Here is a 26,717-nt window from a genome sequence, read left to right on the forward strand (position 1 = left end):
GACGCACTGGACCGGATCGGCCGGGCCGTCGGGGTGAAGACCTCAGGTCAGGGCACTCTTGTGCGCTCGTCAAATGTCCGCAAAGAACCAGCGTGTTCGTGCTGGATCAGCCGGATTTGGCCCCAGCCGGCTGGGAGACCGGCATGGTCTCCGCCGGCTGCCGGTGCCTAGTCTGTCCCGCGCACACCTGTGCACACTCTGTGGGGGGAACCGCATGAAACACAGCCCGAATCGCCGTGCCATCGCGCTGACCGCGGTCATCGGCGCGGCGGTGGGCCTCGCGCTCACCGGGGTCGCCGTCGTCCCGGCGCAGGCAGCCGACCAACCGGTCATCGCCCTCCAGCCGATCGCGCCGGTCGCGGTCTCCCCGGCCACCCTGGCCGGGGTATCGAAGACCGCGATGCCCTCCCTCTCGTTCACGACCACGGCGAAGAGCCTGAGCACCAGCGCCACGCTGACGATCGACGTGACGCAGCTCTCCGAGATCGCGAACGTGACGTTCTCGGGCAACTGCACGGTGGTCCAGCACGTCGCCAGCTGCGGGGAGTCGTTCTACTACGACGACCTGACCGGGGTCGGCTCGATCGGCGCCGAGACCCAGATGACCGTGAAGGCGAAGGCCGGCGCGCCGGTCGGGTCGTCCGGCGGCTACACGGTCAGCGGCACCGCCGACAACGCGGCGATCGTCGGCGGCCGGGGCGCGGTGGACATCGGCGGGCCGGCGTACGACCAACTTCAGCCGACAAACCGGATCGACCTGGCGGTGGGGTCGACCGTCAACGAGCCGGTGCGCTTCACCAACATCGGCGACCGCGCCGCCGACGGCACGCAGGTGCTGCTGTGGGCGTCACCCGGGATCGGGTTCGCCAAGCACTTCGCCAACTGCGAATACAGCACCGATGGCGGCCCCATGGTGGAGGAGGTGGCGCTGTGCACCATCCCCGGTCAGGTGCTGCCGGGGGAGAAGGCCGCGCTGGCACCGGCGGTCCGGCTGAACGTCGAGTCGACCGCGTACTACACCTACCTGGACTCGATGATCGCGCCGGCCGGTGACCCGGGCATCCAGCAGATGGCCGCGGGGCACCAGTGGACGCAGGGCGCCGGCGGCCAGCTGACGCTGAAGGTCATCACACCCGGAACCGCCGACGGCGCGCCGTCCGGGGTCGTGTCGCTATCCGAGCGCGGCAGGCACGGCGACTACCGCATCACCAGCCTGCGGGCCGCCAACACGGCGGACTTCTCGGTGACCGGCGCAAGCGCGACCGCGGCCGAGGGCGACACCGTGACGCTGGACTTCGCCATGACCAACAACGGTCCCGCGACCATCTTCTACCGCAGCGGCGACGTCGTCGGCAGCGTCGGCGTCCGGTTGCCGCCGGGTACGTCGCCCGTCGGCTCCTCCGCCAACTGCCGTCAGCAGGGCGGTGGGTACTACTGCTCGAGTCAGAGCATCGTCTCAAAGGCCGGCGCCGTAACGGACTTCTCCCTCACCGTACGCGTCGACCAGGTGATCCCGGGCGCCCAAGGCTCCGTGTCCATGGACTGGGGCCCGGCCGGGCAGCCGGCGTTCGACACGAACACGTCGAACGACACGGCCGCGCTCACCGTCAACTGAGCCCGTCCCCGCACCCGCACCCGCACCCGCCCCGCTTCCGGAGGGCCGGTTCCCGCGACGGGAACCGGCCCTCCGGCGTTGAGCACCCACCTCCGGAAGCCCTTCTGGACGCAATACCCTCAGCTACCGCCCTCGCCGTACGCCGCCGCGATCTCTTGCGACGACGCCCATCGGCTGTAGGTCGGGGACTGGGGCCAGCCTTCGGGGGAGTCCTGCCATTCCTCCTGGCGGCCGTAGGGCAGGAGGTCGACCAGGGCGAACAGGTGGCTCAGTTGCTCGGTGCCGCGGCCGTCGGTGTGCCACGTGCGGTAGACCGTGTCACCGTCGCGCAGGAACACGTTGACTGCGAAGCCGCCCTTCGGCGGCGCGCCGACATCGCTGCCGAACGGACTGTCCGCCGTCGAGTACCACGCCATCGCGTTGCCCACCTTGCGCTTGTACGCGAGCGCCTCACCGATCGGGCCCTGGGTGACGATCACGAATCGGGCGTCGAACTTCTCCAGGCCCCCGAGCCGGGTGAACTGCGAGGTGAACCCGGTGCAGCCCGCGCACTGCCACTCGGCGCCCTCGTGCCACATGTGGCTGTAGACGATCAGTTGCGGGTGGTCGCCGAAGATCTCCGCGAGCCGGACCGGGCCCTCCTCGCCCTCCAGTTCGTAGTCGGGCATCTCCACCATCGGCAGCCGGCGGCGCTGGGCCGCGATGGCGTCGAGCTCACGGGTGGCGGCCTTCTCCCGCACGCGCAGAGCGGCCAGCTCCTTCTCCCAGGTGGACGCGTCGACGACGGGCGGCAAGGCGTTGCTACGGGTGGACATGGTGCCTCCGGACGGTCGGGTGCCTTTACGGAATTACCGACTCCCCGTCCGGGCACAACTCATCGGTCCTGAACCCGCTGGTCACGGTCCCGAGGGGCTAACGATCGTCCGCACGTGCGCTGTTACGCTCAAGATCTCATCATGTGTGCCGCTCTTGATCGCGGCCACCTTCCCCGGGGGGAAATACATGCGACCCCATGTGCGGGTGGCGCTGGCGTCCGGTGCCGTCCTGGCCCCGCTGCTCGTCGCCTCCACCGCAGGCCCCGCCGCCGCGGCAGCCACCTCGCTCAAGGTCACCACGATCGGCCGGAACGGCTCCGCGGTGCCGTCGGCCCTCCAGATCATGGACGTCCGTACCCACAAGGCGGTGGGCGGTCCGCACGTGAGCGGCGGTGCCATCGCGTTGCCCGCCGGCCAGTACGCCGTCATTTCCGACATCCAGGAAGCCGACGACGACACGCTCGGCGCCGCGGTGGTGACCGTCTCCGGCGCGACCTCCGTCACCCTCGACGCCCGGAAGGGCAAGCCGGTACGGGTGTCGCTGGACGCGGCGGGCCTCGGGCCGCAGGACATCGCCACCGCCATCTGTGTGAACGGCGCCGCCGCCGATCCGTACGGCAACTTCTCCGGCGGCGGTCCCGCGGGCCACACGTATGTGATCCCCAACGCGTCGTCAGTGCTCCGCTTCGCGTACCTGTCCCGCTGGGACGGCTCCTCCCCGCTCGACTCCTACCTCGCCACCGGCGCCGGCACAGGTGTCCCCACCGCCCCGGGCGGCGCCTTCCAGGCGAAGTCGATGGTCACCGAGCACGTCCGGTCCAACGTGGGCCCGAACGGCGCCTCGTCGCAGGGGCTGTACTTCGTCCCGCAGGGCTCGCCCTGCCAGGCGGGGCTGGTGCGGAACAGCTTCACGAACTTCGGCTCCGGCACGCCGTACGGCTACACCGCCCACCTCACGGCGGGCACCTGGGACGTACGTTCCGACGAGTACGGCCAACAGGGCAGCCAGGGTGTGTTTCGCCACGTCCAGGCGTACGCCGCCGGTACGTCGTCCAGCCAGACCTTCTACCGGGCGGGCTGGGGGCCGGCGCGGGTCCTGCCGTACGTCGTCGCGCCGGGCCGGGTTCTGTTCAGCGTGAACAACATGTTCCAGGACCCGTACACCACCGGCTTCGAGGTCGGCTCCAAGACCACCGCGACGTTCAGCAAGCCCGGCAAGGTGCTCGCCCGGAAGACGGTGGTCGGCAATGACCGTTTCAACGACGGGGCGTTGTTCGACGCCACCCTGAGCGGCGCCGCCTGGTACACGCTGGACGCCTCCGCTGTCCGCTCCTACCCGGGTGTCACCTACCCCGCGAGCATGCTGACGCCTTCCAGCCGCGCGGTCTTCCGCTTCTACGCCAACCCGAAGACGCCGCAGGTCGTCCCGGGCGTGCTCGGCCGCTTCCTCATCAGCGGACTCAGCGCGCAGAGCAAGGCGAAGCCGAACAGCGCAACTCCGGTGGGCCTGTTCATGGACCGCGCCGACCCGCACGCGGGCGTGCCGTACAAGGCCGACACCGCGAAGACCGTGCAGGCCTGGTACTCCACCGACAACGGCAAGAGCTGGCGCGGCCTGCACGTCACCCACACCGGTTCGACCTGGTCGACCACCGTCCCCAACCCCGCCACCGGCAAGGTCTCGCTGAGCGCGAAGGTCACCGACGCCGCCGGCAACAGCGTCCAGACCTACTCCAACCAGGCCTACGCCATCGGCTGACCCACCGAGCGCGGGCGTCACCGGCAATGCCGACGATCGTCGCCGTCATCAACTCGCCCGTGCAGGCGGATTGATCGAGGTGGGTCGTCGGCTCCTGGCTTCGCCGGTCTCACCCGACCGGACAACGTCATCCCGCGTGCCGGCGAGCCACAAGGAGAGAAACCGACGGTGACCGTCTTCGTCTGCGCCAAGTGCGGAGCCACCCTCACGGGAGACCTTTCGGTTCTGCCCGCCGTCCCGGACGTCGACGACCCGGACCACGGTCGGGACAAGACGACCGGACGGGCCCGCTCCACCATCCCGCAGACGTTTGCGCAAGCCGAAGCCACTATCGCGCCGACTGGCTGGGCGACTTGGCCGACAACGCGCAGGACCCGGATCGGGCGTCCTTCACCGCCCGCGGTTGGGACGAGTGCCTGGCCGTACTGGAACGCCTGGAGACCGAGCTCCGCTCTCCCGACCCGGAGGCCGACCCCTGCACGGCCACCGGAGCGGGCTGGATCGCCGAAGAGGCTTTCGCCACCGGCCTGTTCTGCTTCCTGCTGCTGCCCGACGATCCGCCGCCGTGGTCCGGCGGGCCGCGTACTCCTCCGGCGGCTCCGACTCCATCGCCGCTCTCGCCGGAGCCTTCACCGGCGCCCATCGCGGCGCCGTCGCCTGGCCCAACGAATGGGTACGCGACATCGACGACCGGGACCGCCTGTTGTCCCTGGGCGCCGCCTGGGACGCCTGATCCCGGGCATCGGGGTGTGCGTGGCGGCGAAGCACGCGCAGGCCGCTGTCGTCGACCACCACGAGACGGGGCGGCGAGCGTCCTCGACCCGGTGCGGGCGGTCCGGCACTCGATGCGGCTGCCGGACACCTAGATGCGCAGGGCGCCTCCATCAGGCCGGCCCGCATCCCGGGTTCCCGTTCCGCAGGAGGCGCAGGAGGCGCGGGGCCTTCCCGAACCGGCCACCCTTGTCAGTGGTCCTGCGTAGCCTCGTCTCCATGGAGGAATCGCCACAAGAGCCCTCGATGCAGGCCGAACGCGACGCGTCCTGGCAGCGGCTGACCGCCTACGCCTACCTCAGCGCACCGGAGCGGCTCGAGCACATAGCGATCATGCGCGTCTTCTGCGGGACTCTGCTGGCGGACCTGGCCGTGCCCGACGTGCTGGACAAGCTTGCGGGTTCGGATAGCCCGGCGGCGCGATTGGACGCCGATACGCTGTCTGCGCGGCTGAACCAGTTGGTGAAGTGGGGGAACCTGCTGCCCAGCACGCACACCGTGAAGGCGTCGAGCATCAGCGAGTACCAGCGCGCCAGGTCCCGGTACCAACTGTCCAAGCTGGGTGAGCGCATCCAGCGCGACGCGGACGAGGTGCTCGCCGGAGCGGACGCGGCCCGTGAGGTGAGCAGTGAGCTGCTGGCCCTGGTCGAGCGCGGGTTGCGTGAGCTCGGCGAGTTGGTGGGCCGCCCGGGCGGGGCGGAGCCGCAGGATGCGCTGGAGCGGGTCAGTACGGTCTTCGTCCAGTTCACCGAGTTCGCCGACTCCATCCGGGACTTCTACGCCTACCTGGGACAGGTCCTGGCCCGGTACGACCTGGACAGCGCGGAGTACCAGGGCTTCAAAGAGCTTCTTCTCGACTACGTCGAGGCGATCACGGAGGACGTGTCCTTCCGGGCTCCCCGGATCGCATCGGTCCTGAAGACCCTGTGGCCCCAACTGCCGGGCTTGCTGAACCTCCTCGACTCCCACAGCCGGGGCCTGTCCGGCGGTCCACTGGGCGCGGACGGGCAGTTGGCCACGCGAGTGCAACGCAGTCGCGGCCGCGAGCTCGCGGACTGGGAAGGGCTGCGTGGCTGGTTCGCCGATACCGAGGGCCGCGGCAGCCAGGTCGATCAGCTGCGCGACGCCACCATGCGGGCGCTGCAGTCGCTGCTGGCCAACGCAAAGCGGATGCTGCGATCGGCATCGGGAGAGATGTCACGGCGGAAGGACCTGCTGCGGCTCGCCCAGTGGTTCGATGAAGCTGCTCCTGAGGACGCCCATGACATCGCCCGGGCCGCCTTCGGTCTGTACAGCGCACGCCATGTGGGCATCCCGCCGGCGACGGACGAGGTCGTTCCCGCCTACACCAGTTGGTGGACAGGTCCGGTGGTCGAAGTGCCTGTGTCGCTCCGGGAGCGGGGCAGCCGTGCCCAGCGAGGCAGGGCAAGCGCAGTCGAGGACCACTCCGAGCAGAAGCGGCGGCTGCAGGAGTCGGCCCGGGCTCAGGCGGAAGCCAGGAGAGCTGCCGCAGACGAGCTGCGCAGCGCGTCCGGCCGCTTCGCTCAGATACGGCTGACGTCCGCCGCCCTGTCACTGCTGCTGGAGCTGTTGGCCACGGCCCTGGGCAACGCGCAGCTTCGGCGCACCGCGGATCGTGACCCCGAGCACAGTCCAGGTTTCACTGTTGAGGCCGCCTCCAGCGAGGAACTGGAGCTGGGGATCCGCCTGACGGTCCGGCGCGTGGAAGGCACCGCCACCGTGCTGCGTTCAACAGACGGCGACCTGACATTGGAGGACCTGGAGATCACGCTGGTAGGTATCGGGGAACAGGCCCCGGCCGAAGAGACGAGGGTGAGCGCGTCGTGACCTTGCCCTCGGCCCACGACGTCGCCCTTGCGGCGGAGCGCCGCGCCGCGGGCCGCCTGCTGCTCGCCCGCCCGCTGGTGACTTCGGACGGCCCCTATGCCGAACTCTTCCCGCTGATCCGCCGGCATGCCGACTGGCTCACCGGGCGGTTCCAGCAGGTCCTCGGATACCGCCTCCTGGTCGACACCTCCTACGCACGCCTGTTCAAGGCCGGCCTGGGCGTCGGCTCGGGGCGCCGCCTGGAGCGCTCGAGTGGCGCCGCCTTCACGCCACGCACCTACGCATGCCTGGCCCTGGCCCTGTCCGTGCTGGTGACCGCGCCCGAGCAGGTGCTGCTTTCCCAACTGGTCGCCGACATCAAGGCAGCGGCGGCCGATGCCCGTATGGAGTGGGAGGCCGGCGGCAGGGTGACCCAGAAGCGGACGCTGAGTGCCGCACTCCGGCAACTCGTCCAGTGGGGGGTGCTCACCGAGACCGAGGGAAGTGTGGCAGCCGTCGAGCAGGACGACAGCGGTGAGGCCCTGATCTCGGTGGACCGGGAAATCGCCCGCGCGGTGGTCGCCGGTCCTCTCGCGCAGAGCATGAACGGCGCCGAACTCGTGCGGCGCGCCGCCGACCCGGGATTTGCCGGACCGCGCATCTACGTACGACGGATGCTCGTGGAGACACCGGTCCTCTATCTCGATGAACTGACCGACGCCGAACGCGACTGGCTCCGCACCCGGCAGCGACGCGAGTCCCAGGCGTTCTCCGAACTTCTGGGCCTGGACATGGAGATTCGAGCCGAGGGCGCCGCTCTGATCGACCCGGAAGACGAGCTGTCGGACCTGCACGTGCCCGGCAGCGGGACGCTGGCACAAGCCGCGCTCCTGCTGCTGGAGCGCTTGGTGGAACACCTGCGGCCCGACGATCCCGGACACCCCGCCACCGGCGGACGCCTCGTGATCGGGGTGCCCGTCCCGGACGGCCTGGTGGACGAAATCCTGGCGGAACTCGTCACCGCCTACGGGCATCGGAGCAACTGGAAACGTGAACTCGTCGATGATCCGGCTGCCCTGAGGGAAGCCGCAATCGACCTGCTCATTCGCATGCGCCTGGTGGCCCGAGACGGCCTTCTGCGGTCCAAGGGCGCGGGGCTGCCCGAAGGCCACGACGGAGCAGCCCCCGAAGGGCGGACCGTCACCGACGTCGCCGAGGCTCGAGCCACCGGCAGCCGATTGGTCCTGCTGGCCGCCGCGGCCAGATACGCCACACAGGTCACCGTACGCACCGCCCGACGCCCCGCAAGTGAAAGCGGCGAACAGCAGGAGCTGCCCTCATGATCGCCGAGTCCACCACCGCCATCCCGCTGCAGCGCGCCACCGCACCGGCCACAACCCGGTTCCGACTCCACCGGGCAGGGATCCGCAACGTGTGGCAGTACGACGAGCAGGAGTTCGCCTTCGGGGACGGCCGCCTGCTGCTGCGCGGCAAGAACGGGGCGGGCAAGTCCAAGGCCCTGGAAATGCTGCTGCCCTATCTGCTCGACGGGGACTCGCGGGCGCTCGACGCGACAGGCACCGGCCGCACCACGCTCGTCTGGCTGATGCTGGACGGCTTCGAGCAGACCAACCGGCTGGGCTACCTCTGGGTCGAGTTCCGCCGGCCGTCCGAGGACGAAGGCGGGTACCGGTACCTCACTCTCGGCGCCGCGATCCGGGCGTCCAAGTCCACCAACCGGGCGGTGCCGGCGTTCTTCGTGACCCCGTTCCGGGTCGGGGAGGACCTGCAACTCGTCGAGGGGGGCCGCCCCTTGTCCGTGGACAAACTCAAGGACAGGATCGGCGAAGCGAACGTCTCCGAACGGGCCGTGGACCACCGCGCTCGCGTCGCCCGCGAGCTGTTCGGTATCACCGACGTCACCCGCTTCCGCAACGTCACCCAGCTCCTCCACCGGCTGCGTCGGCCCACCGTCGGCGACCGTGTCGAATCCGGCGGTCTCGCCAGCCTGTTGAGCGAAACCCTGCCCGGTCTGGACGACGAGGTCGTGGACAAGGTGGCCCGGAACCTGCACGACCTGGACGCGGTCCGCGGTGAACTGGGCCGGCTGGAGCAGACCGACCGCGCGCTGCGCGACTTCCTCGTCGACTACCGCCACTATCTGACCGGAGTCCTGCGCAGGGCGTCAGTTGGCGTGGGTGGCGAACTGGGCCGGCTCACCGAGGTACGTAGGAGAACCGGGGATGCCGCGAAGGAGGTCAGTCGCCTGCGGAAGGCCGAAGGGGAGGCCGGAGCGCGGCACACCACTGTCTCCGAGACGCTCGAATCGGCCCGTGCGGAACTCAATGCCCTTCATGTCAGTGACAGCTACCGCGGGGTGCAGGAGCTGTCGGAACGCCGCACGACCGTCCAGGCGCTGCACAAGGCGGCGGTATCGGCCCACTCGGCGCTCCTGACCGCGCACGAAGCCGAACAAGGCGCGGCGGCGAGACTGTCCGGCGACCTCGGGCAGGTGGCAGAACGCCTTGCCGGCCTGGCCGCAGAGCACGGGGACCTGCGATCGGAGGCCGAGCAAGTCGGCCTGCCCACGGCCCATCTCGGTGATGCTGTCATCGCGCAGCAGATCGAACTCGCCGGCCCATGCGACAGTGAGGTGCCGGACCCGGACGACGTGCCGCACACCGTGCGCCACCACCACGTCGTGAGCGTTGACACCGCAGCGACAGGGCACGCGCTGGAATCCTGGGGCCGCCAGTTGGAGGCCGGCCAGAGCGTCGTCAGGAACCGCTCGCGCGCCGTCGCTGAAGTCCAGCGCCTCTCCGATCTCGCCCGCAAGGCGCTCACGGATGCCGTCGCCGCGGACACCGAGCGGGAGCGGTTGGAGCTGGACCTGGAGGAGGCGGTGGCTCTCCTTGAGACCGCCCGAGCCCGCGTGGTGGAAGAGAGCACCTCCTACGGGGCGAGCGTCTCGGACTGGGTGAAGCGCGTGACGGCGATGTTGGCCCCCGGCGGTCCTGATCTGGCCCCGGTCCTGGTGGTCGCCGCCCTTGAACCTGGGCTCGACGCGACGCTGGCGGAGAGGACGCTCCCCGCCGACGTCGACGCCGAGGCAGCGCAGGCCGCACACCTTGTCCTCAATCCGCACGAGCAAGAGTTGTCGACACTGCGCGACCATGTCGCCCTCTCGGTCCGGGAACTCCAGACGGCGTTCGCCGAACTGCGGCGGCAGCGGAAGGAGTGGGAGGGGCGGACCGATCCGGAACCCCCGGCGCCTTCCTCCCGCTCGGCCGCGCGCTCCGCCGGAACCGGGGCGCCCTTCTACCAGTTGGTGGACTTCGCGGACGGCCTGTCCGACACACAGCGGGCCCACCTCGAAGCGGCGCTGCAAGCCAGTGGGCTGCTGGACGCGTGGGTAAGTGCTGATGGCAGCGTTCTCGATCCGCGCACGCTCGACACGCTGCTGGACCCTGGCTCGGCCGCGCCGGAAGGCCGGACGCTGGCAGCGGCCCTACGCCCGGTGGACGGAGCCGGCGCAATTGTCTCAACCGAACGGGTCCACCGTGTTCTGTCGTCCATCGCCCTGGCACCAGGAACGGACACCGACAGCCCCAGCGCTGTGCAGGTCGACGGCAGCTGGCGCCTTGGCGCGCTGACAGGACGGAGCATCAAGCCGACCGCCGAATTCGTGGGCGCTGCCGTTCGCGCCGAGACCAGGCGCCGGAAGCTGGGCGAAATGGAGGAGCGGCTGGCGGACATCGGGGGGCGGCTCACCGACGAGCGGGCAAGGCTGGTTGACCTTGATACCCGCCGGAACGGCCTGAGTGCCGCCCTGCGGCGGTTCCCGACCTCTCGGCTCCTCTCCCACGCCTGGGCCGAGAGCACCGGCAAGGAAAGCTCGGTAAGGGAGCTGACCGGTAAAGCATCGTCGGCCGCGAGGGCGGCGGTTGACGCGCGCACTGCCGCCGTAGCGGCCCGTCAGGTGGCGGAAGCCGCCGCCACCGCCCACGACCTGCCCACCGACACCGAAACCCTCGCCGGTATCGCTGCCTCCCTGACCGCCGTACTCACCGGGCTGGTACGTCTGGCGAAGGCCGTCCATCGCAGCCGCCCCGCACTCGACAACGGCGGGTCGACCCGGGACGCATACGAGAGAGCTCACCAGGGCCGTCTGCGATCCGAAGCGAATTACCGCTCCCGGCTCGACGAACTCGGACCCGCCCGCCAGCAACTGGCGACGCTGGAGGCGTCAATCGGTTCCGGGGAGGAAGAGATCCTGGCGCGCGAGGACGCCGTGAAGAAACTGATCGAGGCATCCGCCGGTGCATTGCCGCACGCGAGAAGCGAAATGGACAGCGCACAAGAGGCGCGAGTCCGCGCCGAGGAGGCGGAGAAGCATCTCCGCGAAGAACTGACGCTCCAGGAGTCGGCAGTCGTCAGCGCCGGCACCACATTGCGCAGGGCCCTCGACCGCCCGGAAGTCCTCCGCGGTGCGGGGCTGGACAGGGCAGCGCTTCCGGACCGCACCCAGGATGCTCCCGCCGCCGATGTCCGCGGCAGAGTCCGGATGCTGCGGGAGCTGGCCGAAGCCGTCGACAAGCGACTCGACCCATCCGCCGGCGATGTCTCCGACAACACGCTCATGAAACGCCACGCCACACTGCGCGATGCCCTGGCCGGTGGGTTCGACGCGCAGCTCGTCGAGGACGACAGAATCAAAGTCTGCCGGCTTCTGGACGACCACGGTTCGCACGATGTCGCCATGGTCGGAGAACGTATCGCCGCCCAAGCCACCGAGGCACGCGGCCGGTTGACCGAGCGTGAGAGCGAGGTGTTCCAGCGCTTCCTCACCGGCGAACTCGGTGACCACCTGTCCACCCAGGTCATCGCCGCGGCCAACCTCGTCGCCGCGCTCAACGACACGCTCACGACGGTCCGCACCTCCCACGGCCTGGGGGTGGAACTGCAGTGGAAGCTGAACGAGGACGTGGACGCCGATGTGCGCGCGGCCGTCGAGTTGCTGAAAAGCCCCTCCGGACTGCGGACGCGCGAACAGACGGAGCAGCTTCGCGAGGTACTGCAACGGCAGATCGAAGATGCCCGCCGGGCTGATCCCTCGGCCGGCTACGCCGCACACCTGCGGACCGCCCTCGACTACCGGGACTGGTTCCGCTTCCACACCTTCGTCGTCGAGGACGCCCGCCCCGGGCGCAGGCGGCGACTGACCGGTCGTACCGGACTCAGCCAGGGCGAACAACGTGTGCTGTCCTATCTCATCCTGTTCGCCGCCGCCGCGTCCCACTTCACCACCCTCGGCGAATCGGCCCCGCACGCTCCTCGATTGATCCTCCTCGACGACGCCTTCGCGAAGGTCGACGAACCCACCCATGGGCGGCTCGGCCGCATCCTGGTCGATCTGGATCTCGACTTCGTACTCACGAGTGAGCGGCTGATGGGCAATTGGGCCGAGGTGCCGTCGCTGCACATTTACGAATGCCTTCGCGACCCCCACGTCCGTGGCGTGGCCACCCTTCACTACACCTGGAACGGCCGGAACCGGCGGCTGGTGTCCGTATGAGCACACTGCCGGCGGAGACGCGGGATTGGCTCGGCCGCCCCGGCCTCCAGCGGCTGTGGGACAGCTTGCGCAAGCGGCTGGAAGCCAACGGACTCCAAGCCACCGGCGCCCTGAGGCTGACCGGCCTCGATGCGGATGAACGGATCGCCGTGTCACAGCTGCTGAGAAGGACACTCACAGGTACGAGCGTGACCGTGCGACTGGACGAGTTGGACGCCCGGCTGCGCGTCTCGGCTGCCGGGGTCGGACTGGTGGCCACCGTCCAAGCCCTCGGGCAACCGCTCATCGACCGCCGGGCGGTTCGAGCCGATGCCCTGTCCCGACGTGAGCAGGTGTGGTCGTCGGTCTCGGACGCGCTCAACACATCCCCGCTTGCCGAGGAGGTGTGGGCGGAGCAGTGGTACGACGGGCTCCGACGCTCGGGCGTGCCCCGAGGCGTTTCCGCCGACGAGGCGGTACGCGGCCTCCACCAAGCCATCCGGATCCTCGTCCTGCTGCACGGCCCGACGAGGTTCGCCGCACGCGGCCGGGGCGAGATCGCCACCGAGGCGACCGGGTCGGCGCACGGCCTGGATGACGGCACGTGGCTCGCCCGGCTCGTGCAGCGCGGCATCGCACTGTCACATGGCGCGGAACTCCCGGAGAGCGCCGCAGGACGACGCGCACTGTGGCGGCTGGCCGGCGTCACCCCCGACGAGGTCTCCAGCACCGTCCTCGTCCACGGCCTGCGCCCGGACGGCGCCGGCTGGCGCGAACGAGCCCTGCTGGACCGGGCCGACCACCATGCCGAGACCCATCTCACCCTGCGCGATCTGCACACCCTGGACCTGACCATGGCGCCGGGCACGCTCGTCCGCATCTGCGAGAATCCCCGCGTGCTGGAGGCCGCGGCCGACGCCGCCTGCACGCAGCCGCTGGTCTGCACGTCAGGCAGCGCCTCCACCGCGGTCCTCACCCTCCTCGACGCCCTCGTCGCCACGGGATGCCACTTCGCCTACCACGGTGACTTCGACTGGCCGGGGCTCGCGCTGGCCAACCGGGTCATCCGGCGCTACGACGCCCGCCCGTGGCGGATGAGCGCCGAGGATTACGAACGACTCGCCGCCCGCACCCAGGCCCAGGGTGTCCCGCAACTCCCGCTCACAGGCCGGCCCGTCGACGCGGATTGGGATGCCGACCTCGCGCCGGCCATGGAGGCCCTGAGTATCGCCCTCCATGAGGAGTCCACCCTGGACCTGTTGGTGGACGACCTGCGCTGATGCCCCACGGCTCCGCCTCCCGCAGCACGGGTGCCGCAGCCGGCCCATGGGCTCTACTCGCGGCCAGTGCAGAGGTGGGCGGTGAGGGCCGCGCGGGCCCACTCCTCCCATTCCTCGGGGGACCAGCCGCGGTCGCGGACAAAGATCAGGTACAGCTCGGGGCTGAGCAGCGCGTACAGCAGGTCCGCGGCGCGGACGGTACCGACGTCGGGGCGGGCGTCGGGCTTGGCGGTCAGCGCCTTGGCCGCGGCGTGCTGAACGGTGTAGCGCGGATCCGGGTCGGCGGTCCACTGCGCGGCGATCTCCGGGTCGGTGGCCGCGGCAGCCGCGATCAGCGGCATGATCGGAGCGACGCGGCCGAGGATGTCGCGTACACCCCGTACGTGGCAGCGCAGTTGTCCGGCCGCGGTGGGCTCGGCGCACGCGACGCGGAACCAGTCGCGGTCCATCGTGGCAATCGGTTCGGCGTCGCCGGCGATGGACGTGTCGACGACGTCCTTGAACAGGGCGCGCTTGTTGCCGAACACGAAGTACACGGTCTGCACGGCCACACCCGCGCGGTCCGCGACCTCCTGGAGGCTTGTCGCCCCGTACCCCTGGGCGACGAACAAGTCCCGCGCCGCCGCGATGACCTTCTCGCGGGTGCGCCGCGAACGCTCGGCCCGCTTGTCGGGGCGCTTGACGTTCTGGCTGCCGGATCCCTTGACCGCGTCCATGCATGGAGTCTATCTCTAGAGTCAGTTGCTAGAGTCAGTCGCTAGAGTTGAACTCTATATTCTTTGAGGGGTGGGGATGAGTGAGACCCGGACGGCTGCGGAACTCGCCCACGAGGCGGCTGTGCGCCGCCTGCTGGAGGACTACTACCGGGACGGCAAGCCACCGTGGGACAGCGGCGTCACGCCGCCGGAACTGATCGCCCTGATCGAGGGGCCCGGCGCGCTGACACCCGGCCACGTCCTCGAACTCGGCTGCGGCACCGGGACCAACGCGGTGTACCTGGCCCGGCACGGCTGGCGGGTCACGGCGGTCGACCTGGTCGACCGCGCGGTCCGGCAAGCCCGGGAGAAGGCCGACGCGGCCGGAGTGGACGTCACCGTGCTGTGCGGGGACGCCACCCGGCTCGACAACATGGGCCTACCCGGCCCGTACGATCTGTTCTTCGACCTGAGTTGCTACTGCGGGATTCCGCCGCACCGCCGCGACGCCTACGCCGCCGGCCTGACGAAGCGTGCCGCCTCCGGCGCACGACTGCTGATGTTCGGGTACGGGCCCGAATCGCCGGAGGACCGGATCGCCGGCGTCACCGCGGACGAACTCCGGGCCCGGTTTCCCGGGTGGCGGCTGGCCGACGTCACGCCCGGCACAAACCCGTTCCCGACCTTCTGGTTCACGCTGCACCGCCGCACGGCGACCGGACGGCACTGACCGCCGGCCAACCAGAGGCGACGACACCGACACGCAGCGACGTTGCCGGGCCCGCGGCGAGGCAGGCGCAGGACGAGGGGCTCTGCCCGTGCGGCTTCGATGTTTCTCGTCACGTTCCTGGTGATCTCTCCCGCGACCCGGCCATTCTTTTCGGCTATACCTCAGGCGAGTTGGGGCGCCACCTCGGCGGCGATCCATTCCATCGCCTCCCCGACGTGCTCAGCCGCGATGGGCAGCCACAGGGTGCGGGCAGTGAGTCCCGGTGATCCCGGGGAAGTTGTGGCCGGGACGCCGCGCCGGACCGGGTCCGCGTACGCACGTCAGTCCTGGCCGGCGCACCTTCGCGGCCCGGTGAGGAGGGGTCAGGAGGAGCAGCTCCCCCTATTTGTCAAAGTGTTGACGTTATTACGGGGCGTCGACTACGTTGTCATCGTCTTCGCAGGTCGCTGACCGCATTGGGGCGGTCGGTGGGTCCGGCGAGCCGATGTGGAGGCGTGATGTCTTTACTGCCGGTTGCTCAGCCGACCGCACCATCCCCCATGGACGCGCCCGGAGCCGATTAAGGCCCGCACGGATCCGTCAGCACCACCTCAGGGACCTGTCGACCAAAGCGGCGTCATCCCCGCACCGGGAGCCGGCACTGTCCCACCGTCTGCCTACCGAGGCCTCGTCCCCAGCTCAGCGGGACCTCCGGCGGCTCGGTGCGCCCCGCCGCGTCTGACAGGCGGTCCCCCGATCCGACGGTTCCCCGCACACCGGCGGGGCTGTCGCCCGCATACATCCTCGCATTCCACACGTGACACATGGAGGTGTCGTGTGACCAGAACACGGAAGCTAACCGTAGCAGTGCTGTGCGCGGCCGCGCTGGCGGCGTCCGCGCCGACCAGCGCACTCGCCCTCGGCGGCCCCGGCGGGCCGGTCGGACCTGGCGGCCCGGGACACCAGCCACGCGTCCTGACCAACGTGTTCGCGCGGGCCGGCTACAAGAACAAGGATGTCAACGACAAGCTTGAGGCCACCTGGCAGCAACTGTTCCACGGCGACCCGGGCACCGCTCCGACCCATGGCGACGGGCAGAGCATCTACTACCAGATGACCCCCGACATGGCCTACGTCGAAGACATCGGCAACCAGGATGTGCGCAGCGAGGGCATGGGCTACGCGATGATGATCGCCGTCCAGCTCGGACACAAGCAGGAGTTCGACTCGCTGTGGAACTTCGCTCAGACCAACATGCAGATCAAAAGCGGCGGCGAGAAGTACTACTTCGCCTGGCACACCAACACCAGCGGCAAGGTGCTCGCCACCGGTGTCGCCCCCGACGGCGACCAATGGATCGCCGCCGCCCTCGCCGAGGCGGCGGGCCGCTGGGGCAACGGTGAGGGCACGTACGACTACGGCAGCCAAGCCGAGCTGATCCTGCACGCGATGTGGCACGCCTCCGACAGCGGCGGCGTCAACATCTTCGACGCGGCCAGCTCGCTGCCGACCTTCTCGCCGCCCGGCGCGGTCACCTACAGCGACCCCTCCTACGCGCTGCCGGCTTTCTACAAGGTCTTCGCGAAGGCCGACCCGACCGACAACGTCCAGTGGGAGAAGGCCTACGTCGCGGGCGAGCAACTGCTGCAGAAGGCGGCCGATCCCACGACCGGCCTGGCACCCTGCTACGCCAACTTCGACGGCACGCCCCACTTCGGGCGCGGCGAGACGGTCAATGACAACGCCTATGGCCACAACTTCCAGGAAGACGCGTGGCGGGCCATCGCCAACGCCAACGTGGACGCCTCCTGGGAAGGTGTGAAGCCCTGGCAGACCCAGTACTCCAACACCTTGGAAGGGTTCTTCGAGGGCCAGGGCGTCACCACCTACGTCAGCCGCTACCACTTGGACGGCACTCCGCTGACGGTCGGCCAGAACACGTATGAACCCGCCCACGCCCAGGGCCTGGTGGCGATGAACTCCACCGCCGCGATCTCGGCGACGGACAGCGACAGCAGGGCCTTCGTCCAGGATCTGTGGAACACCGCCGTCCCGTCGGGCCAGGCGCGTTACTACGACGGCATGCTCTACCTGCTGGGCCTGCTCTACGACAGCGGCCAGTTCCGCGACTGGACGTACTCGGTCTCGCAGGAGGGACCCAGCGGGCCTCCGGCACCTCCGGCGCCCCCGGCCCATCCTGTACCGCCGGCTCCCCCGGCACATCCTGGACCTCCGGCGCCCCCGGCGCCCCCGGCGCCCCCCGTGCCCCCCGCTCCCCCCGCGCACGACTGACCTGTCCGCGGTTCGCTCCTCCTTGGACGGCTCGGCCGCTTGCTGTTCGCGGGCCGGGCCGTCCGGCCGCTCTCCGTCCGCCGCGCCGGGCATGACCGCCGCCGGGCGCCGGACAGCCAGGTCGGCCGGACCCGCCGTACCGGACCACCCCGGCCTTCGTCCCGAGCGGACGCGAGTCGCCCGCCTCGCAGGGCGTGGCGGAGGTCACGTCCTGCCTCGGCGACACGTCTGTGCTTGTCCGCGCCGTCGCCCGTGACGCCGCCCGCCGCACCGGTACGGACACACTCGGCTGGTACCGCGCCGCGGCACTGATTCGGGGCTTCCACTCCTCCCCCGGGCGCGGCGCCCGGGGGCCGGCCGGCGCCGGGTGGAGCCGGCCGGGGTCCGGGGTGGTCACATGCGGGAGCCTCGACCGGCGTGCCGCGGAGCGGACTTCGGGGTCGTGTGAGCGGAACGGCTTTCGAACCAGAAGCAGTTGGCGGGAGCGAACTTCTCGAAGGCGTGGCTGAAGTACCAGTCGGTCTGTGCCACACCGGAGCAGGCACCGGCGCCGGTGGTACCGGGGCACGTACCGTTGTCCCGCTGGAGCGCCCAGAAGGAGAGGGTGTTGATCCGCTTCGCGGCGGCCCAGTGCTCCACCGTGGCGGCGTCCGCCGTGGTGAACGTCTCCGCGGGGCCGAAGTCGTCGATCCCGGGCATCTCGGTGACGCCGATCCTGCTCCACAGCTCCGACGACTTCTCCGCGGGGTAGAGCGCGGCCAGTTGGTCGTGCACGCCGGCGGCGGCCGTCTCGGTGTCGGTCGCCATCTCGTGCGTCGCGCCGTCGTAGTAGTCGAACGTCATGATGTTGACGACGTCCACCCGGGCGTGGTTCGCGACGGCGTTCTGCAGCAGGGCCACGCCGGTGGCGCCGAGGCCGGTCGTCGTCGACGGCAGCGTGTACGAGAACTCCACGCTCCGGTGGGTGCGGTGCGCCCACTTCTGGACCAGGGCTATCGCCTTGTTGCGGCGGTCGATCCCCGCCGTGGCGGAGAGGGAGTCTGCCTCGACGTCGAGGTCGATCCGCGTCACGCCGTAGGTCGTGACCAGGCTTTCGTAGACCGACGCGATCGACGTGACGTCGGTGCAGCTGTCGGCGATGTCGGTTCCGGTGGTGTCCGCCGCGTAACCGCCGAACGACGGGATGGCGTTGCCGCCGCGCGCCTGAAGGGCGGTGATGTCCTTGCCGTAGACCGACCTGGACACCGGCTGCGTGGCGTCCCCGTTCCAGGTCGCGGTGCAGGACCCGGCCGCGGGCGTCTGGAGGAAGGCCAGCGTCAGGTACTTGTTGTGGGACTGGGCCGCGAGTGCGGCCGGGCTCCCACCGGAGTACGTCTCGTAGTACGGCGCGACCACGTGGGCCGGCATGGGCGCCCGGAAGGCCGGGGCGGCCTGTGCGGTGCCTCCCCCGGCGACCACCAGTCCGGCGGAAACAGCGGCGGCCGCCGAAGCGGCCAGCAACGCGCGAACAGGTGCAGATCGTTTCATCAACGCTCCCAGCAAAGGAAATTGAGCAGCAGAACACCGGCGGAACAGCATCGGACCCGGCATCCGGCGGACATCCGGGCGAGATCCGTCGGGCCTCAAGGCCGCCGCGAGCCAGGAGAATTGACCTGGCGCGTGTGACTGCGCCCATATTTGGTCTAGGCCAATGATCTGTCAAGAGCGGACTGCGTGCGCCCGTGCGATCTTGCGTCGGAAGGGGCCGGTCCGGCCGGCCCGCGCGCCGCCCCCCCGGCCCCGATGAAGAACCCCTGACCCGAGGGGGCTGGGAGGGGAAGGGGCCGCCAAGTGGCCTGCCGGGACCGGATGAAGAAGGCGAGGAGCGCGGTGGCCCGCGATACGCCGACCGCGCGGGGAGCCTGGGCGGGGGAAACACGCACGGGGAGCCCGGCGGGGGAAACGCGACCACCATCCGCGCTGGACGCGATGACGGTCCGGCTCGACCGACTCGCGCGGAACGGCCCCGACCCAACAGCATCAGCACCGGTCCCAGCGAGCCGGCGGGGAGCCGCTACGGCTGCGGCAGCGTTGAATTCCTGGTGCGGACCTTCCGGGGGGAATTGCGGCGCGATCCGTTCAGCGGTGGCGGTCTGTGGCGGAACGAGTCCCCGGGCTTCCGCCGCGACTGTGCCGGGCAGTCGCGCCGGCCCGAGCGGGCCGACGCACCCGACCGCCGCTACGCGCTGGGCGGCGAGCACTCGATCCCGGGGACGGCCGTCGTGACGGCCGACGGCGCCCGGTCGGGCGCTGGGGCGGCGCCTTCGGCGAGGTCGCCGGTGAGGACCCGCAGCAGTCCATCGATGCCGCGCAGCAGCGTCTGGCCGGCCACGTCGGGGTCGCCGAGGTAGCCGGCGCTCATCGCGCCGTCGCGGAGCATGACGAAGTGCCGGCCGGCGTGCTCGGCCTCGGCCGGCGCGATCTGCGCGAAAAGTCCGGTGATCGTCCGCAGGAACCACGCGCGGTGCCGCACGACGGCCTGATGGACCGGGTGGTCGGGGGCGGGGAATTCCGCCGCCGCGTTGAGGAAGGCACAGCCGCGGTAGCCGGGTGAGCGGATCTGCTCGGCCAGGGACGCGCCGATGCCCCGCAGGATGCCGTCGGTCGGCGCGTCCGCTGCCGTCAGGGAGCCGAGCTGGGTGCGGATCGCCTGGTCGACGCTGTCGATGTACGCGACGGCCAGGTCTTCTTTGCTGCGGAAGTGGCGGTAGAAGGTGGCGTTGGTGACCTTCGCCTCGGCGACCAGGCGGTCGACGCCCACGGTGTGGATGCCCTCCGCGTAGAAGAGCCGGCCGGCGGTGCCCAGGAGTCGCTCCCGGGCCGCGGAGACCCTCTTGCCGTCGCCGGCGGCGCCCGTGCCTGTGCCCGCGCCGACACCTGTGCCCGTGCCGACGCCCGCGCCCACGCCGGCACCTGCGCCGCTGCCCGTACCTGCTTCCGTCCGCGTCATGCCCCCATTGTAGCGGGTAGAACGCTCTCTCTTGTTTTGCCGGCCGAGATATGCCAGGCTGCAAACAAGAGAGACCGTTCTCTCTGCTTCGAGAGGAGGTTTCCCGTGCCCCGTCCAGCCGGCCGGCCGCCCGCATTCCCGGGGTTTCACCTTCGCCGCCGGATCCGGCCGCGTCCCGGGAGACCTTCGCCGCCTACGTCAGCCCGGCCCGGGCGACCGAGCCGGCGCCGCACCCATCCCCGCCCGCATCCCCACGCCCACTGGAGGACCCCCATGGCATCCGCCGCCGTCACCGAGCAGGCGAGCCCCGCCGCTGTCCTGCCCCGGCTGTACCTCATCCGCTTCGTCTTCGCCGCCGCATGGGCGGTACTGCTGCTGGTGGCCGGCTCGGACCTCACCGCCGGGACCAAGGTGCTGCTCTTCCTGTACCCCGCCTTCGACGTGGCCGCGGCCGTCGTCGACGCGAGGTCGGCGCGCGCCGGTGGGCCGGTCAAGGGCCTGTACGCCAATATGGCCATCAGCACGCTCGCCGCCGTCGGTGTGGCCGTGGCCAGCGCCTCCGGCACCGCGGACGTGCTGCGGATCTGGGGCGCCTGGGCCGTCGTCTCCGGCCTGGTCCAGCTCCTCGTGGGCGTCGCCCGCCGACCGATGGGCGGCCAGTGGGCCATGATCGCCAGCGGCGGCATCTCCGTCCTCGCCGGCGCTTCCTTCATCCACAGCGCCTCGCAGGCCGACCCGTCACTGAACGCTCTCGCCGGGTATGCCGCACTCGGCGGAGTCTTCTTTCTCGTGTCGGCGATCCGGCTCCACCGCTCGACCCGTACGAGCTGACCCGCGGCGGTCCCGACGACCCGTCTGCCGTGCCGAGCACTATCGAGCCGCCATGACCCGGCGAGCATGCGGGCTCGCTGGCGCCGGACGGTACGGAAGTGGTGGGTACGGAGGTGGCCGGGGTCGAGTCGGGCGGGTCGGACACCGGGGCCGGGGCCGACGAAGCCGGCCGCGCGGGGTATCGGTACCGGGCCGTCCCTTCGTCACAACCGGCCCTCAGCGAGCGGGCGTTCCCCCACCGGGCCCACCGAGCGCACCCCGCGCACCGAGCGCACCGGGCCGGACCGGAAGAGGAGCGGCCAGCGCCCGGATCGCGCCCGCCTCCGCCTCCCGTTCCTTCTCGTCGTTCGCGTCGGAGACCTTCAGACCGTTTCCGCTGTCGGTTCCGGGCACCGGCCCCCGCTGCTGCTGGCCTACGTGGATCAGTTCGTGCAGCAGCGTCTTCTTGCTGGAGACGTCGCCGACGATCTTCTTCCCCGAGGTGAACGCGACCGCGCCGAGGGCCCTGGCCACCGCCAGGTCCTTGGGGCTGTCGTGGATCTCGACGGACCGGTAGCTGCCTTCCGGGACCTTCAACCGGCCCTCCGCCTCGCGCTGGACCGGCACCGGCAGCGAGCGCCCACGGGATCCGAGCACGCCGCGGACGGCGTCACGCTGGATCTGCCCGGCCGAAGGCCGCCCCTGCGGCCCGTGCCCGCACTCCGCGGTGTGCCGGTGTTCTTCCCGCCGCACCACGCGGGCCGCCGCCGCGTTGCCGACACTCCGCTGGAGGGCGTACATCGCGGCCGGCGTGGTGCCGGCCCTGCCCAACAGGGCCGGACCCGGGGCAGCCGGGACAGGCGGGGCGGTCTCGGTGACCGGCGCGACGCGGGGCGCGGAACGGCGCGGCGCGGCCGGATCGGTGGCCTTGCCCGGGTCTTGCGCGCGCATGCGACGAGCCTTTCCGAGGAGCGTGACGGTTCCCCACCATACGTACGCGACCGGCGGAGCGGCGGGAAGGGAAACAAGGGCACTCGCACCGCTCCTTCGGGGCAGCCCGGCACGTCTGCCGGGTCACCGACCATGTCCCCCGGCCTGCTGACCCGGCACCCGCCCCGCCGGTAGTTTCGCAAGGTGAGCCTATGGACTTCCCTTGAGCCGGCATCGACCACCGTGGACGCGGGCGGTACGGCCGACGTACGACTGCGGCTTCGCAACACCGGAGACGTGGTCGACGAATACCGCTTCATACCCGTCGGCGACATCGCGCCCTATGTCACCGTCGAGCCGCCGACGATCCGGCTCTACCCGGGCACCACCGGAACCGTCCAGCTCACCTTCGCACCGCCGCGCACCCCCGACGCCACCGCGGGACCCAATCCGTACGCCGTCCAGATCGTTCCGACCGAGCACCCCGAGGCCACGACGGTCCCCGAGGGCAACCTCACGATCACCCCCTTCACCGAGATGCGGGCCGAACTCGTCCCGCACACGGTAAAGGGACGCTTCCGGGGACGCCCCAAGCTGGCCATCGACAACTTGGGCAACACCACCCTGACCGCCTCCGTCACCGGCAACGACAACGGCGACCAGCTCTCCTACGACGTGCACCCGGCCAACGTCCAGATCGAGCCAGGGCGCGCCGCCTTCGTCAACGCCACCCTGCGGCCCCGGCAGCTCATCTGGTTCGGCCACAAGCAGCAGCGGCCCTACCGCCTCGCCGTGCGCCGGTCCGGCAGCGCGCCCCTCGACGTCGACGGCACCTACGTCCAGCGCGGGTTCCTGCCCCGCTGGCTCGCCACCGTGCTGACCCTGCTGCTCAGTCTCGCGCTGGTCTTCGTCGCATTGTGGTTCACCAAGTCGGCCAAAGTGACCAGCCTCGCCACCGCGCAGGTCGAGCAGCCGGTCGTCGCCACCCTCCCCGCGCCTCCCCCGGCGCTGCCCACGGCGCCGCCGAGCCCGGCGCCGACCACGCCGCCGGCCGAGAGCCCGTCCCCGCCGCCGGCCAAGGCGCAGGGAGGCGGCGGGGCGCCGGCCAAACCGAAGCCGAAGCCCAAGCCGAAGGTCCCGGACACCGCGGCGGCGGCGGTCACCGCGGCGGACAAGAAGAGCCCCGGCCGGCACGTCTGCTACCGCGCCTACGTGGCGGACCTCGGCTGGCAGCACTCGGTGTGCGACGGCGCCCTCGCGGGCACCGAGCACCAGGCCCGCGCCATCGAGGCCATCAACGTCGCCGTGTCCGGCAGCAGGAGCACCTCGGCCAACGTGTACATCGGCGACCTCGGCTGGCCGCCCGCCTGGAAGAGCGCGGCCGAGAAGACCGATCTGACGATCGGGAACCCCGGTTCCGGGCAGCGGGTCGAGCAGCTCGTGATGAGCCTCAGCGACGGGGTGGTCTGCGGCAACGGCTATCTCCAGGACACCGAGTGGCAGGGGAAGCGGTGTGACACCCCTGGTGGCGCCCGCAGTTGGATCAGCGTCGGGACCACGGACAAGTCACTGCGGCTTGAGGCCTTCGAACTGACCATGGACAAGTAGGCGGTTGCCGGCCTCCCCGGCCTGCGGGGCCGGCCGGTCACCGGCTCAGCGGCTTGCCGGCTCCCCGGTCATCCCCTGGGGCCAAAACCCCGTTCACCAGCCGCCGTCGTCCAGCACCAGGCGCCCGGCCTTCCGGTACTCCCGCTGGGCGCCCGCCAGCAGGTCCGCGGTGGTGACGGGGCCGCCGCGGCCGGCGGCGGCGTAGGCCGCGGTGACCACGGCGCTGCGGATGGAGCCGCCGGCCAGTTCGAAGTCCCGGGCGCACGGCTCCGGGTCGATGCCGGGCACGCAGGGGACCGAGGCCAGGCTGTGCCGCCACAGCGCCAGGCGCTGGGCGGCGTCGGGGAACGGGAAGTCGACCACCAGGTCGAGCCGCCGGGTGAAGGCGTCGTCGATATTGGCCCGCAGGTTGGTCGTCAGCAGCGCGATGCCGTCGAAGGACTCCAACCGCTGGAGCAGGTAGGCGCTCTCCAGGTTGGCGTAGCGGTCGTGGGAGTCCTTCACCTCCGAGCGCTTGCCGAAGACGGCGTCGGCCTCGTCGAAGAGCAAGACGGCGTCGGTGCGGTCGGCCTCGGTGAAGATCCGTTCCAGGTTCTTCTCGGTCTCGCCGACGTACTTGTCGACGATGGACGAGAGCTGTACGACGTAGAGTTCCAGGCCGAGTTCGGCGGCGACCACCTCGGCGGAGAGCGTCTTGCCGGTGCCGGACTCGCCGGCGAAGAGCGCCAGCACGCCCCGGCCGCGCCCGCCGCCGGCGCTCAACCGCCAGTCGCCGAGGACCTGGTCGCGGTGCCGGGCCCGCAGCGCCAGTTCGTGCAGGTGCGCCAGGGGCTTTTCCGGCAGGACCAGGTCGTCCCAGGTCACGGCGGGGCTGATCCGGCGGGCGTGCCGTTCGAGGCCCGACGCGGACTGCTGCCGGGCGGCCAGCCGCAGATGGTCGCCGGACAGCGGGCTGCCCTCGAAGGCCGCCAACTCCCGTGCCGCCCGGGCCGCGCGCCGGATCCGGTCACCGCCGAGCCGGTAGGGCGCCACCACCGGCGCCAGGTCGAACCCGGGCTCCCCGCCCGTGCCGATCGCGGCCGCCCAGGCGTCCAGATCGTCCGAGCGCTGCCGGGGCGCGTCGAGTACGAGCGGCTCGCTCCGGCCGTCGCACCACTCCGGGTCGTACGGGCGGGAGCCGACCAGCAGCACGGGCACGTCGGGCACCGCGAGCGCCCGCACCAGGGGGCCTGGGCGCTCCGGCAGCGGGTCCACCACGACGGCGCAGCCGCGCAGCCGCGCCTCGCGGAGCAGTTCGGCGAGCGGGCCGTGGTCGTGCTCGCGGCTGCCGGGGTCGTCGGCGGCCACCGGCCCGCCGGGGCCGGTGAGGGTGGCGGGGGCGCCAGGGCCGGCGGGGGTGAAGCGCAGGGCCGCCAGGCCGGCCGCTTCCAGGGCGGCGGCGGCGCAGGCGAGGCCGTCGCCCTCCCGGGTTTGGCGGAGGTAGACCGTGAGCGGGCCGGAAGCGAGGCGCTTGGCCAGCCGCTGCGTCAACGTGTCGAACTGCGCCTGGGCTTGCGGCGCCTGGAGCGGTAGCGCGTGACCGTCGAGTGCGGGGTCCAGCGTGTCGTCGCCGAGCAGATAGCCGGCGACCCGGTCGGGCACGGACAACGAACGGCTGAGGAAGGGGCGTTCGGGTTCCTCCACCCGGATCAGGCCCAGCGCCGGCAGCGGCGCCGACGGGTGGAAACGGGCCCGGGCCCAGGCGGCGTGCGCGGGCAGACCGGACAGTTCGAGGGCGAGGCCGATGGTCGCCCGGCGGCGGCTGACGTCGTCGTTGAGGTAGCCGTACAAGGGCTCGAAGGTGCGATCGAGGTCGGGCGCGAGCGCGAGCAGCAGGAGGTGGGCGTCGAGCGCGGTGAGGCCGAGCCGGACCGCGAGCCGGTACAGACGATCGTCGTCTCCCACCGGATCATCGCTCTCCGGCGCCTCCGGCCCGTCCGGCCCGCCTCGCCCATCGGGACCCGCGCGCCCCTCGTCCGGCGCCGCGTCGTCGCGTTCCGGCCCGGCATCGTCGTCCGGCGCGGCATCGTCGTCCGGCGCGGCGTCGTCGTCCGCTCCTACGGTCGCGGCCACGGGCCGCAGCAAGCGCTGTACGGCCTCCTCGGACAGGTACAGGCCGCGCAGCGGGTCGTCGGCCGTCGGATCGTCGGCGCTGCGCTGCTCGACCAACCGCCCGACCTCGTACCGCAGTTGGCCGAGCCGGTCGATCAGCGGGCCGGCCGGCGTCCTCACTTCCGTGCCGCCTGATCCGCCTCGACCACCGCGCCGGCCGGCCGTCGCGGGCGATACCGCTCGGCGGAGTCGGCCAGGGTGTCGCCGGTCGCGCGCACCCGCACCCCGAGTTCCTCGACCGGCGGCCCGGCGTCGTATTCGGGGTAGGACGGGATGGGCACGGTGACCACGACGTCGACGGACGGCTTGAGTTCGCCGCCGAGCGCCGACCAGACCTCGGCGCTCGACCGGGTGTCGAGGTTCCCCGCGACCGTGAGCGGCACGGTGAGGCCGAGCGCGGCCAGCGACCCCGTCAGCTCCTCCGGCCGCAGCAACTCGTGCGGTACCAGCGTGGCGAGGACCGCGGCGAGCATCCGGTGCTCGTCCTGCGGCCGCTTCGTCCACGCGGTGACGAGGTACGACAGCCGGAACCAGCGCGGCGGCAGCCGCCGGCGCAGCACCACGCCCCGCTCGTCCCTGACCTCGGACGACCCGCTCTCCCGCCGCTTGATGTCCTCGCGGATGTCGTACAGATAGGCGTCGATGGTCGGGGCGTTGCGCCGGGCGGCCCAGTCGCGGGTCGGCGCCTCGAAGGCGATCTCGACGCCGGTCCCGGCCAGCGCGCCGCCGGACAGCAGCTTCTTGAGGACCTCGTCCACCTCGTGGATCACCGTCGCACCCTTACCCTGTCGCCCGAATGTCACCAACTGCCGCCGACTGCCCCCGACAGCCACTGCCAGCCCCCGATCGCCACTGACCGCCAACCGACCGCGCGACCCCGAGGCCTCGGCGACGGTCGGGACGGTCGGGACG

Annotated in this window: 17 protein-coding genes and 1 pseudogene; 11 read left to right on the plus strand and 7 right to left on the minus strand. The window is 71.1% G+C overall.

Annotated features, from left to right (window positions below):
- Nucleotides 1-214 precede the first annotated feature (214 nt).
- On the plus strand, nucleotides 215-1,615 hold the full coding sequence (locus OG519_RS14730; RefSeq protein WP_405583366.1) for a hypothetical protein: 1,401 nt from the start codon (nucleotides 215-217) through the stop codon (nucleotides 1,613-1,615).
- 119 nt (nucleotides 1,616-1,734) lie between these two features.
- Here OG519_RS14730 and OG519_RS14735 read toward each other — a convergent pair whose 3' ends face one another.
- The gene (locus OG519_RS14735; RefSeq protein WP_405583368.1) at nucleotides 1,735-2,430 is read right to left on the minus strand and encodes a DUF899 family protein; all 696 of its coding nucleotides are present in this window, start codon (nucleotides 2,428-2,430) and stop codon (nucleotides 1,735-1,737) included.
- 187 nt (nucleotides 2,431-2,617) lie between these two features.
- Here OG519_RS14735 and OG519_RS14740 point away from each other — a divergent pair, with 187 nt between their 5' ends.
- The 6 genes and pseudogenes from OG519_RS14740 to OG519_RS14765 all read left to right on the plus strand — a co-directional run bounded on the left by OG519_RS14740 (nucleotide 2,618) and on the right by OG519_RS14765 (nucleotide 13,621).
- Entirely contained in the window at nucleotides 2,618-4,189 is a 1,572-nt protein-coding gene (locus OG519_RS14740) for a hypothetical protein (RefSeq protein WP_405583370.1), read from the plus strand.
- A gap of 314 nt (nucleotides 4,190-4,503) precedes the next feature.
- A pseudogene (locus tag OG519_RS14745) lies at nucleotides 4,504-4,922 on the plus strand (ADP-ribosylglycohydrolase family protein); the annotation flags it as partial.
- A gap of 257 nt (nucleotides 4,923-5,179) precedes the next feature.
- Nucleotides 5,180-6,808 (plus strand): TIGR02677 family protein, encoded by a 1,629-nt coding sequence (locus tag OG519_RS14750; RefSeq protein WP_405583372.1) that lies wholly within the window; start codon nucleotides 5,180-5,182, stop codon nucleotides 6,806-6,808.
- Nucleotides 6,805-8,130 carry a TIGR02678 family protein gene (locus OG519_RS14755; protein ID WP_405583374.1) on the plus strand — a complete coding sequence of 442 codons (1,326 nt, stop codon included), beginning with the start codon at nucleotides 6,805-6,807 and terminating at the stop codon, nucleotides 8,128-8,130. Before OG519_RS14750 ends, OG519_RS14755 begins: the two co-directional genes overlap by 4 nt.
- Complete coding sequence (locus OG519_RS14760; protein ID WP_405583376.1) at nucleotides 8,127-12,362, plus strand: TIGR02680 family protein; 4,236 nt, start codon at nucleotides 8,127-8,129, stop codon at nucleotides 12,360-12,362. The genes OG519_RS14755 and OG519_RS14760 overlap by 4 nt, the downstream gene beginning before the upstream one ends.
- Nucleotides 12,359-13,621 carry a TIGR02679 family protein gene (locus OG519_RS14765; protein ID WP_405583378.1) on the plus strand — a complete coding sequence of 421 codons (1,263 nt, stop codon included), beginning with the start codon at nucleotides 12,359-12,361 and terminating at the stop codon, nucleotides 13,619-13,621. Before OG519_RS14760 ends, OG519_RS14765 begins: the two co-directional genes overlap by 4 nt.
- Nucleotides 13,622-13,674: 53 nt before the next feature.
- On the opposite strand, the gene OG519_RS14770 is transcribed toward OG519_RS14765, so the two are convergent.
- Nucleotides 13,675-14,337 (minus strand): TetR/AcrR family transcriptional regulator, encoded by a 663-nt coding sequence (locus OG519_RS14770; protein WP_405583380.1) that lies wholly within the window; start codon nucleotides 14,335-14,337, stop codon nucleotides 13,675-13,677.
- A gap of 76 nt (nucleotides 14,338-14,413) precedes the next feature.
- On the opposite strand from OG519_RS14770, the gene OG519_RS14775 reads away from it, so the two are divergent.
- Both OG519_RS14775 and OG519_RS14780 read left to right on the plus strand, forming a co-directional pair.
- Entirely contained in the window at nucleotides 14,414-15,046 is a 633-nt protein-coding gene (locus OG519_RS14775; RefSeq protein ID WP_405583382.1) for a class I SAM-dependent methyltransferase, read from the plus strand.
- Between the two features lie 816 nt (nucleotides 15,047-15,862).
- Nucleotides 15,863-17,317, plus strand: a complete 1,455-nt coding sequence (locus OG519_RS14780; protein ID WP_405583384.1) for a glycosyl hydrolase family 8 — start codon at nucleotides 15,863-15,865, stop codon at nucleotides 17,315-17,317.
- A 393-nt stretch (nucleotides 17,318-17,710) separates the two neighbouring features.
- On the opposite strand, the gene OG519_RS14785 is transcribed toward OG519_RS14780, so the two are convergent.
- Entirely contained in the window at nucleotides 17,711-18,844 is a 1,134-nt protein-coding gene (locus OG519_RS14785; protein WP_405583386.1) for a chitinase, read from the minus strand.
- Between the two features lie 691 nt (nucleotides 18,845-19,535).
- Complete coding sequence (locus tag OG519_RS14790; protein ID WP_405592732.1) at nucleotides 19,536-20,261, minus strand: TetR/AcrR family transcriptional regulator; 726 nt, start codon at nucleotides 20,259-20,261, stop codon at nucleotides 19,536-19,538.
- Between the two features lie 318 nt (nucleotides 20,262-20,579).
- Here OG519_RS14790 and OG519_RS14795 point away from each other — a divergent pair, with 318 nt between their 5' ends.
- On the plus strand, nucleotides 20,580-21,137 hold the full coding sequence (locus OG519_RS14795) for a hypothetical protein (protein WP_405583388.1): 558 nt from the start codon (nucleotides 20,580-20,582) through the stop codon (nucleotides 21,135-21,137).
- A gap of 216 nt (nucleotides 21,138-21,353) precedes the next feature.
- Here the strand turns inward: OG519_RS14795 and OG519_RS14800 are convergent, their stop codons facing one another.
- Nucleotides 21,354-22,067 carry a DUF4157 domain-containing protein gene (locus tag OG519_RS14800; protein WP_405583390.1) on the minus strand — a complete coding sequence of 238 codons (714 nt, stop codon included), beginning with the start codon at nucleotides 22,065-22,067 and terminating at the stop codon, nucleotides 21,354-21,356.
- Between the two features lie 183 nt (nucleotides 22,068-22,250).
- Between OG519_RS14800 and OG519_RS14805 the strand changes: the two genes are divergently transcribed.
- Complete coding sequence (locus OG519_RS14805) at nucleotides 22,251-23,654, plus strand: hydrolase (protein ID WP_405583392.1); 1,404 nt, start codon at nucleotides 22,251-22,253, stop codon at nucleotides 23,652-23,654.
- A 93-nt stretch (nucleotides 23,655-23,747) separates the two neighbouring features.
- On the opposite strand, the gene OG519_RS14810 is transcribed toward OG519_RS14805, so the two are convergent.
- The gene (locus OG519_RS14810; RefSeq protein WP_405583394.1) at nucleotides 23,748-25,925 is read right to left on the minus strand and encodes an ATP-binding protein; all 2,178 of its coding nucleotides are present in this window, start codon (nucleotides 25,923-25,925) and stop codon (nucleotides 23,748-23,750) included.
- Nucleotides 25,922-26,575 (minus strand): DUF4255 domain-containing protein, encoded by a 654-nt coding sequence (locus OG519_RS14815; protein WP_405583396.1) that lies wholly within the window; start codon nucleotides 26,573-26,575, stop codon nucleotides 25,922-25,924. The genes OG519_RS14810 and OG519_RS14815 overlap by 4 nt, the downstream gene beginning before the upstream one ends.
- Nucleotides 26,576-26,717 lie beyond the last annotated feature (142 nt).

The sequence above is a fragment of the Streptomyces sp. NBC_01190 genome (genome assembly GCF_045039895.1).
Taxonomy (GTDB): Bacteria; Actinomycetota; Actinomycetes; order Streptomycetales; family Streptomycetaceae; genus Actinacidiphila.

Coding starts and splice junctions, on each gene's coding strand:
- OG519_RS14730 (WP_405583366.1), top strand. CDS start 215: ATGAAACACAGCCCGAATCGCCGTGCCATCGCGCTGACCGCGGTCATC.
- OG519_RS14735 (WP_405583368.1), bottom strand. CDS start 2,430: ATGTCCACCCGTAGCAACGCCTTGCCGCCCGTCGTCGACGCGTCCACC.
- OG519_RS14740 (WP_405583370.1), top strand. CDS start 2,618: ATGCGACCCCATGTGCGGGTGGCGCTGGCGTCCGGTGCCGTCCTGGCC.
- OG519_RS14750 (WP_405583372.1), top strand. CDS start 5,180: ATGGAGGAATCGCCACAAGAGCCCTCGATGCAGGCCGAACGCGACGCG.
- OG519_RS14760 (WP_405583376.1), top strand. CDS start 8,127: ATGATCGCCGAGTCCACCACCGCCATCCCGCTGCAGCGCGCCACCGCA.
- OG519_RS14765 (WP_405583378.1), top strand. CDS start 12,359: ATGAGCACACTGCCGGCGGAGACGCGGGATTGGCTCGGCCGCCCCGGC.
- OG519_RS14770 (WP_405583380.1), bottom strand. CDS start 14,337: ATGGACGCGGTCAAGGGATCCGGCAGCCAGAACGTCAAGCGCCCCGAC.
- OG519_RS14775 (WP_405583382.1), top strand. CDS start 14,414: ATGAGTGAGACCCGGACGGCTGCGGAACTCGCCCACGAGGCGGCTGTG.
- OG519_RS14785 (WP_405583386.1), bottom strand. CDS start 18,844: ATGAAACGATCTGCACCTGTTCGCGCGTTGCTGGCCGCTTCGGCGGCC.
- OG519_RS14795 (WP_405583388.1), top strand. CDS start 20,580: ATGGCATCCGCCGCCGTCACCGAGCAGGCGAGCCCCGCCGCTGTCCTG.
- OG519_RS14800 (WP_405583390.1), bottom strand. CDS start 22,067: ATGCGCGCGCAAGACCCGGGCAAGGCCACCGATCCGGCCGCGCCGCGC.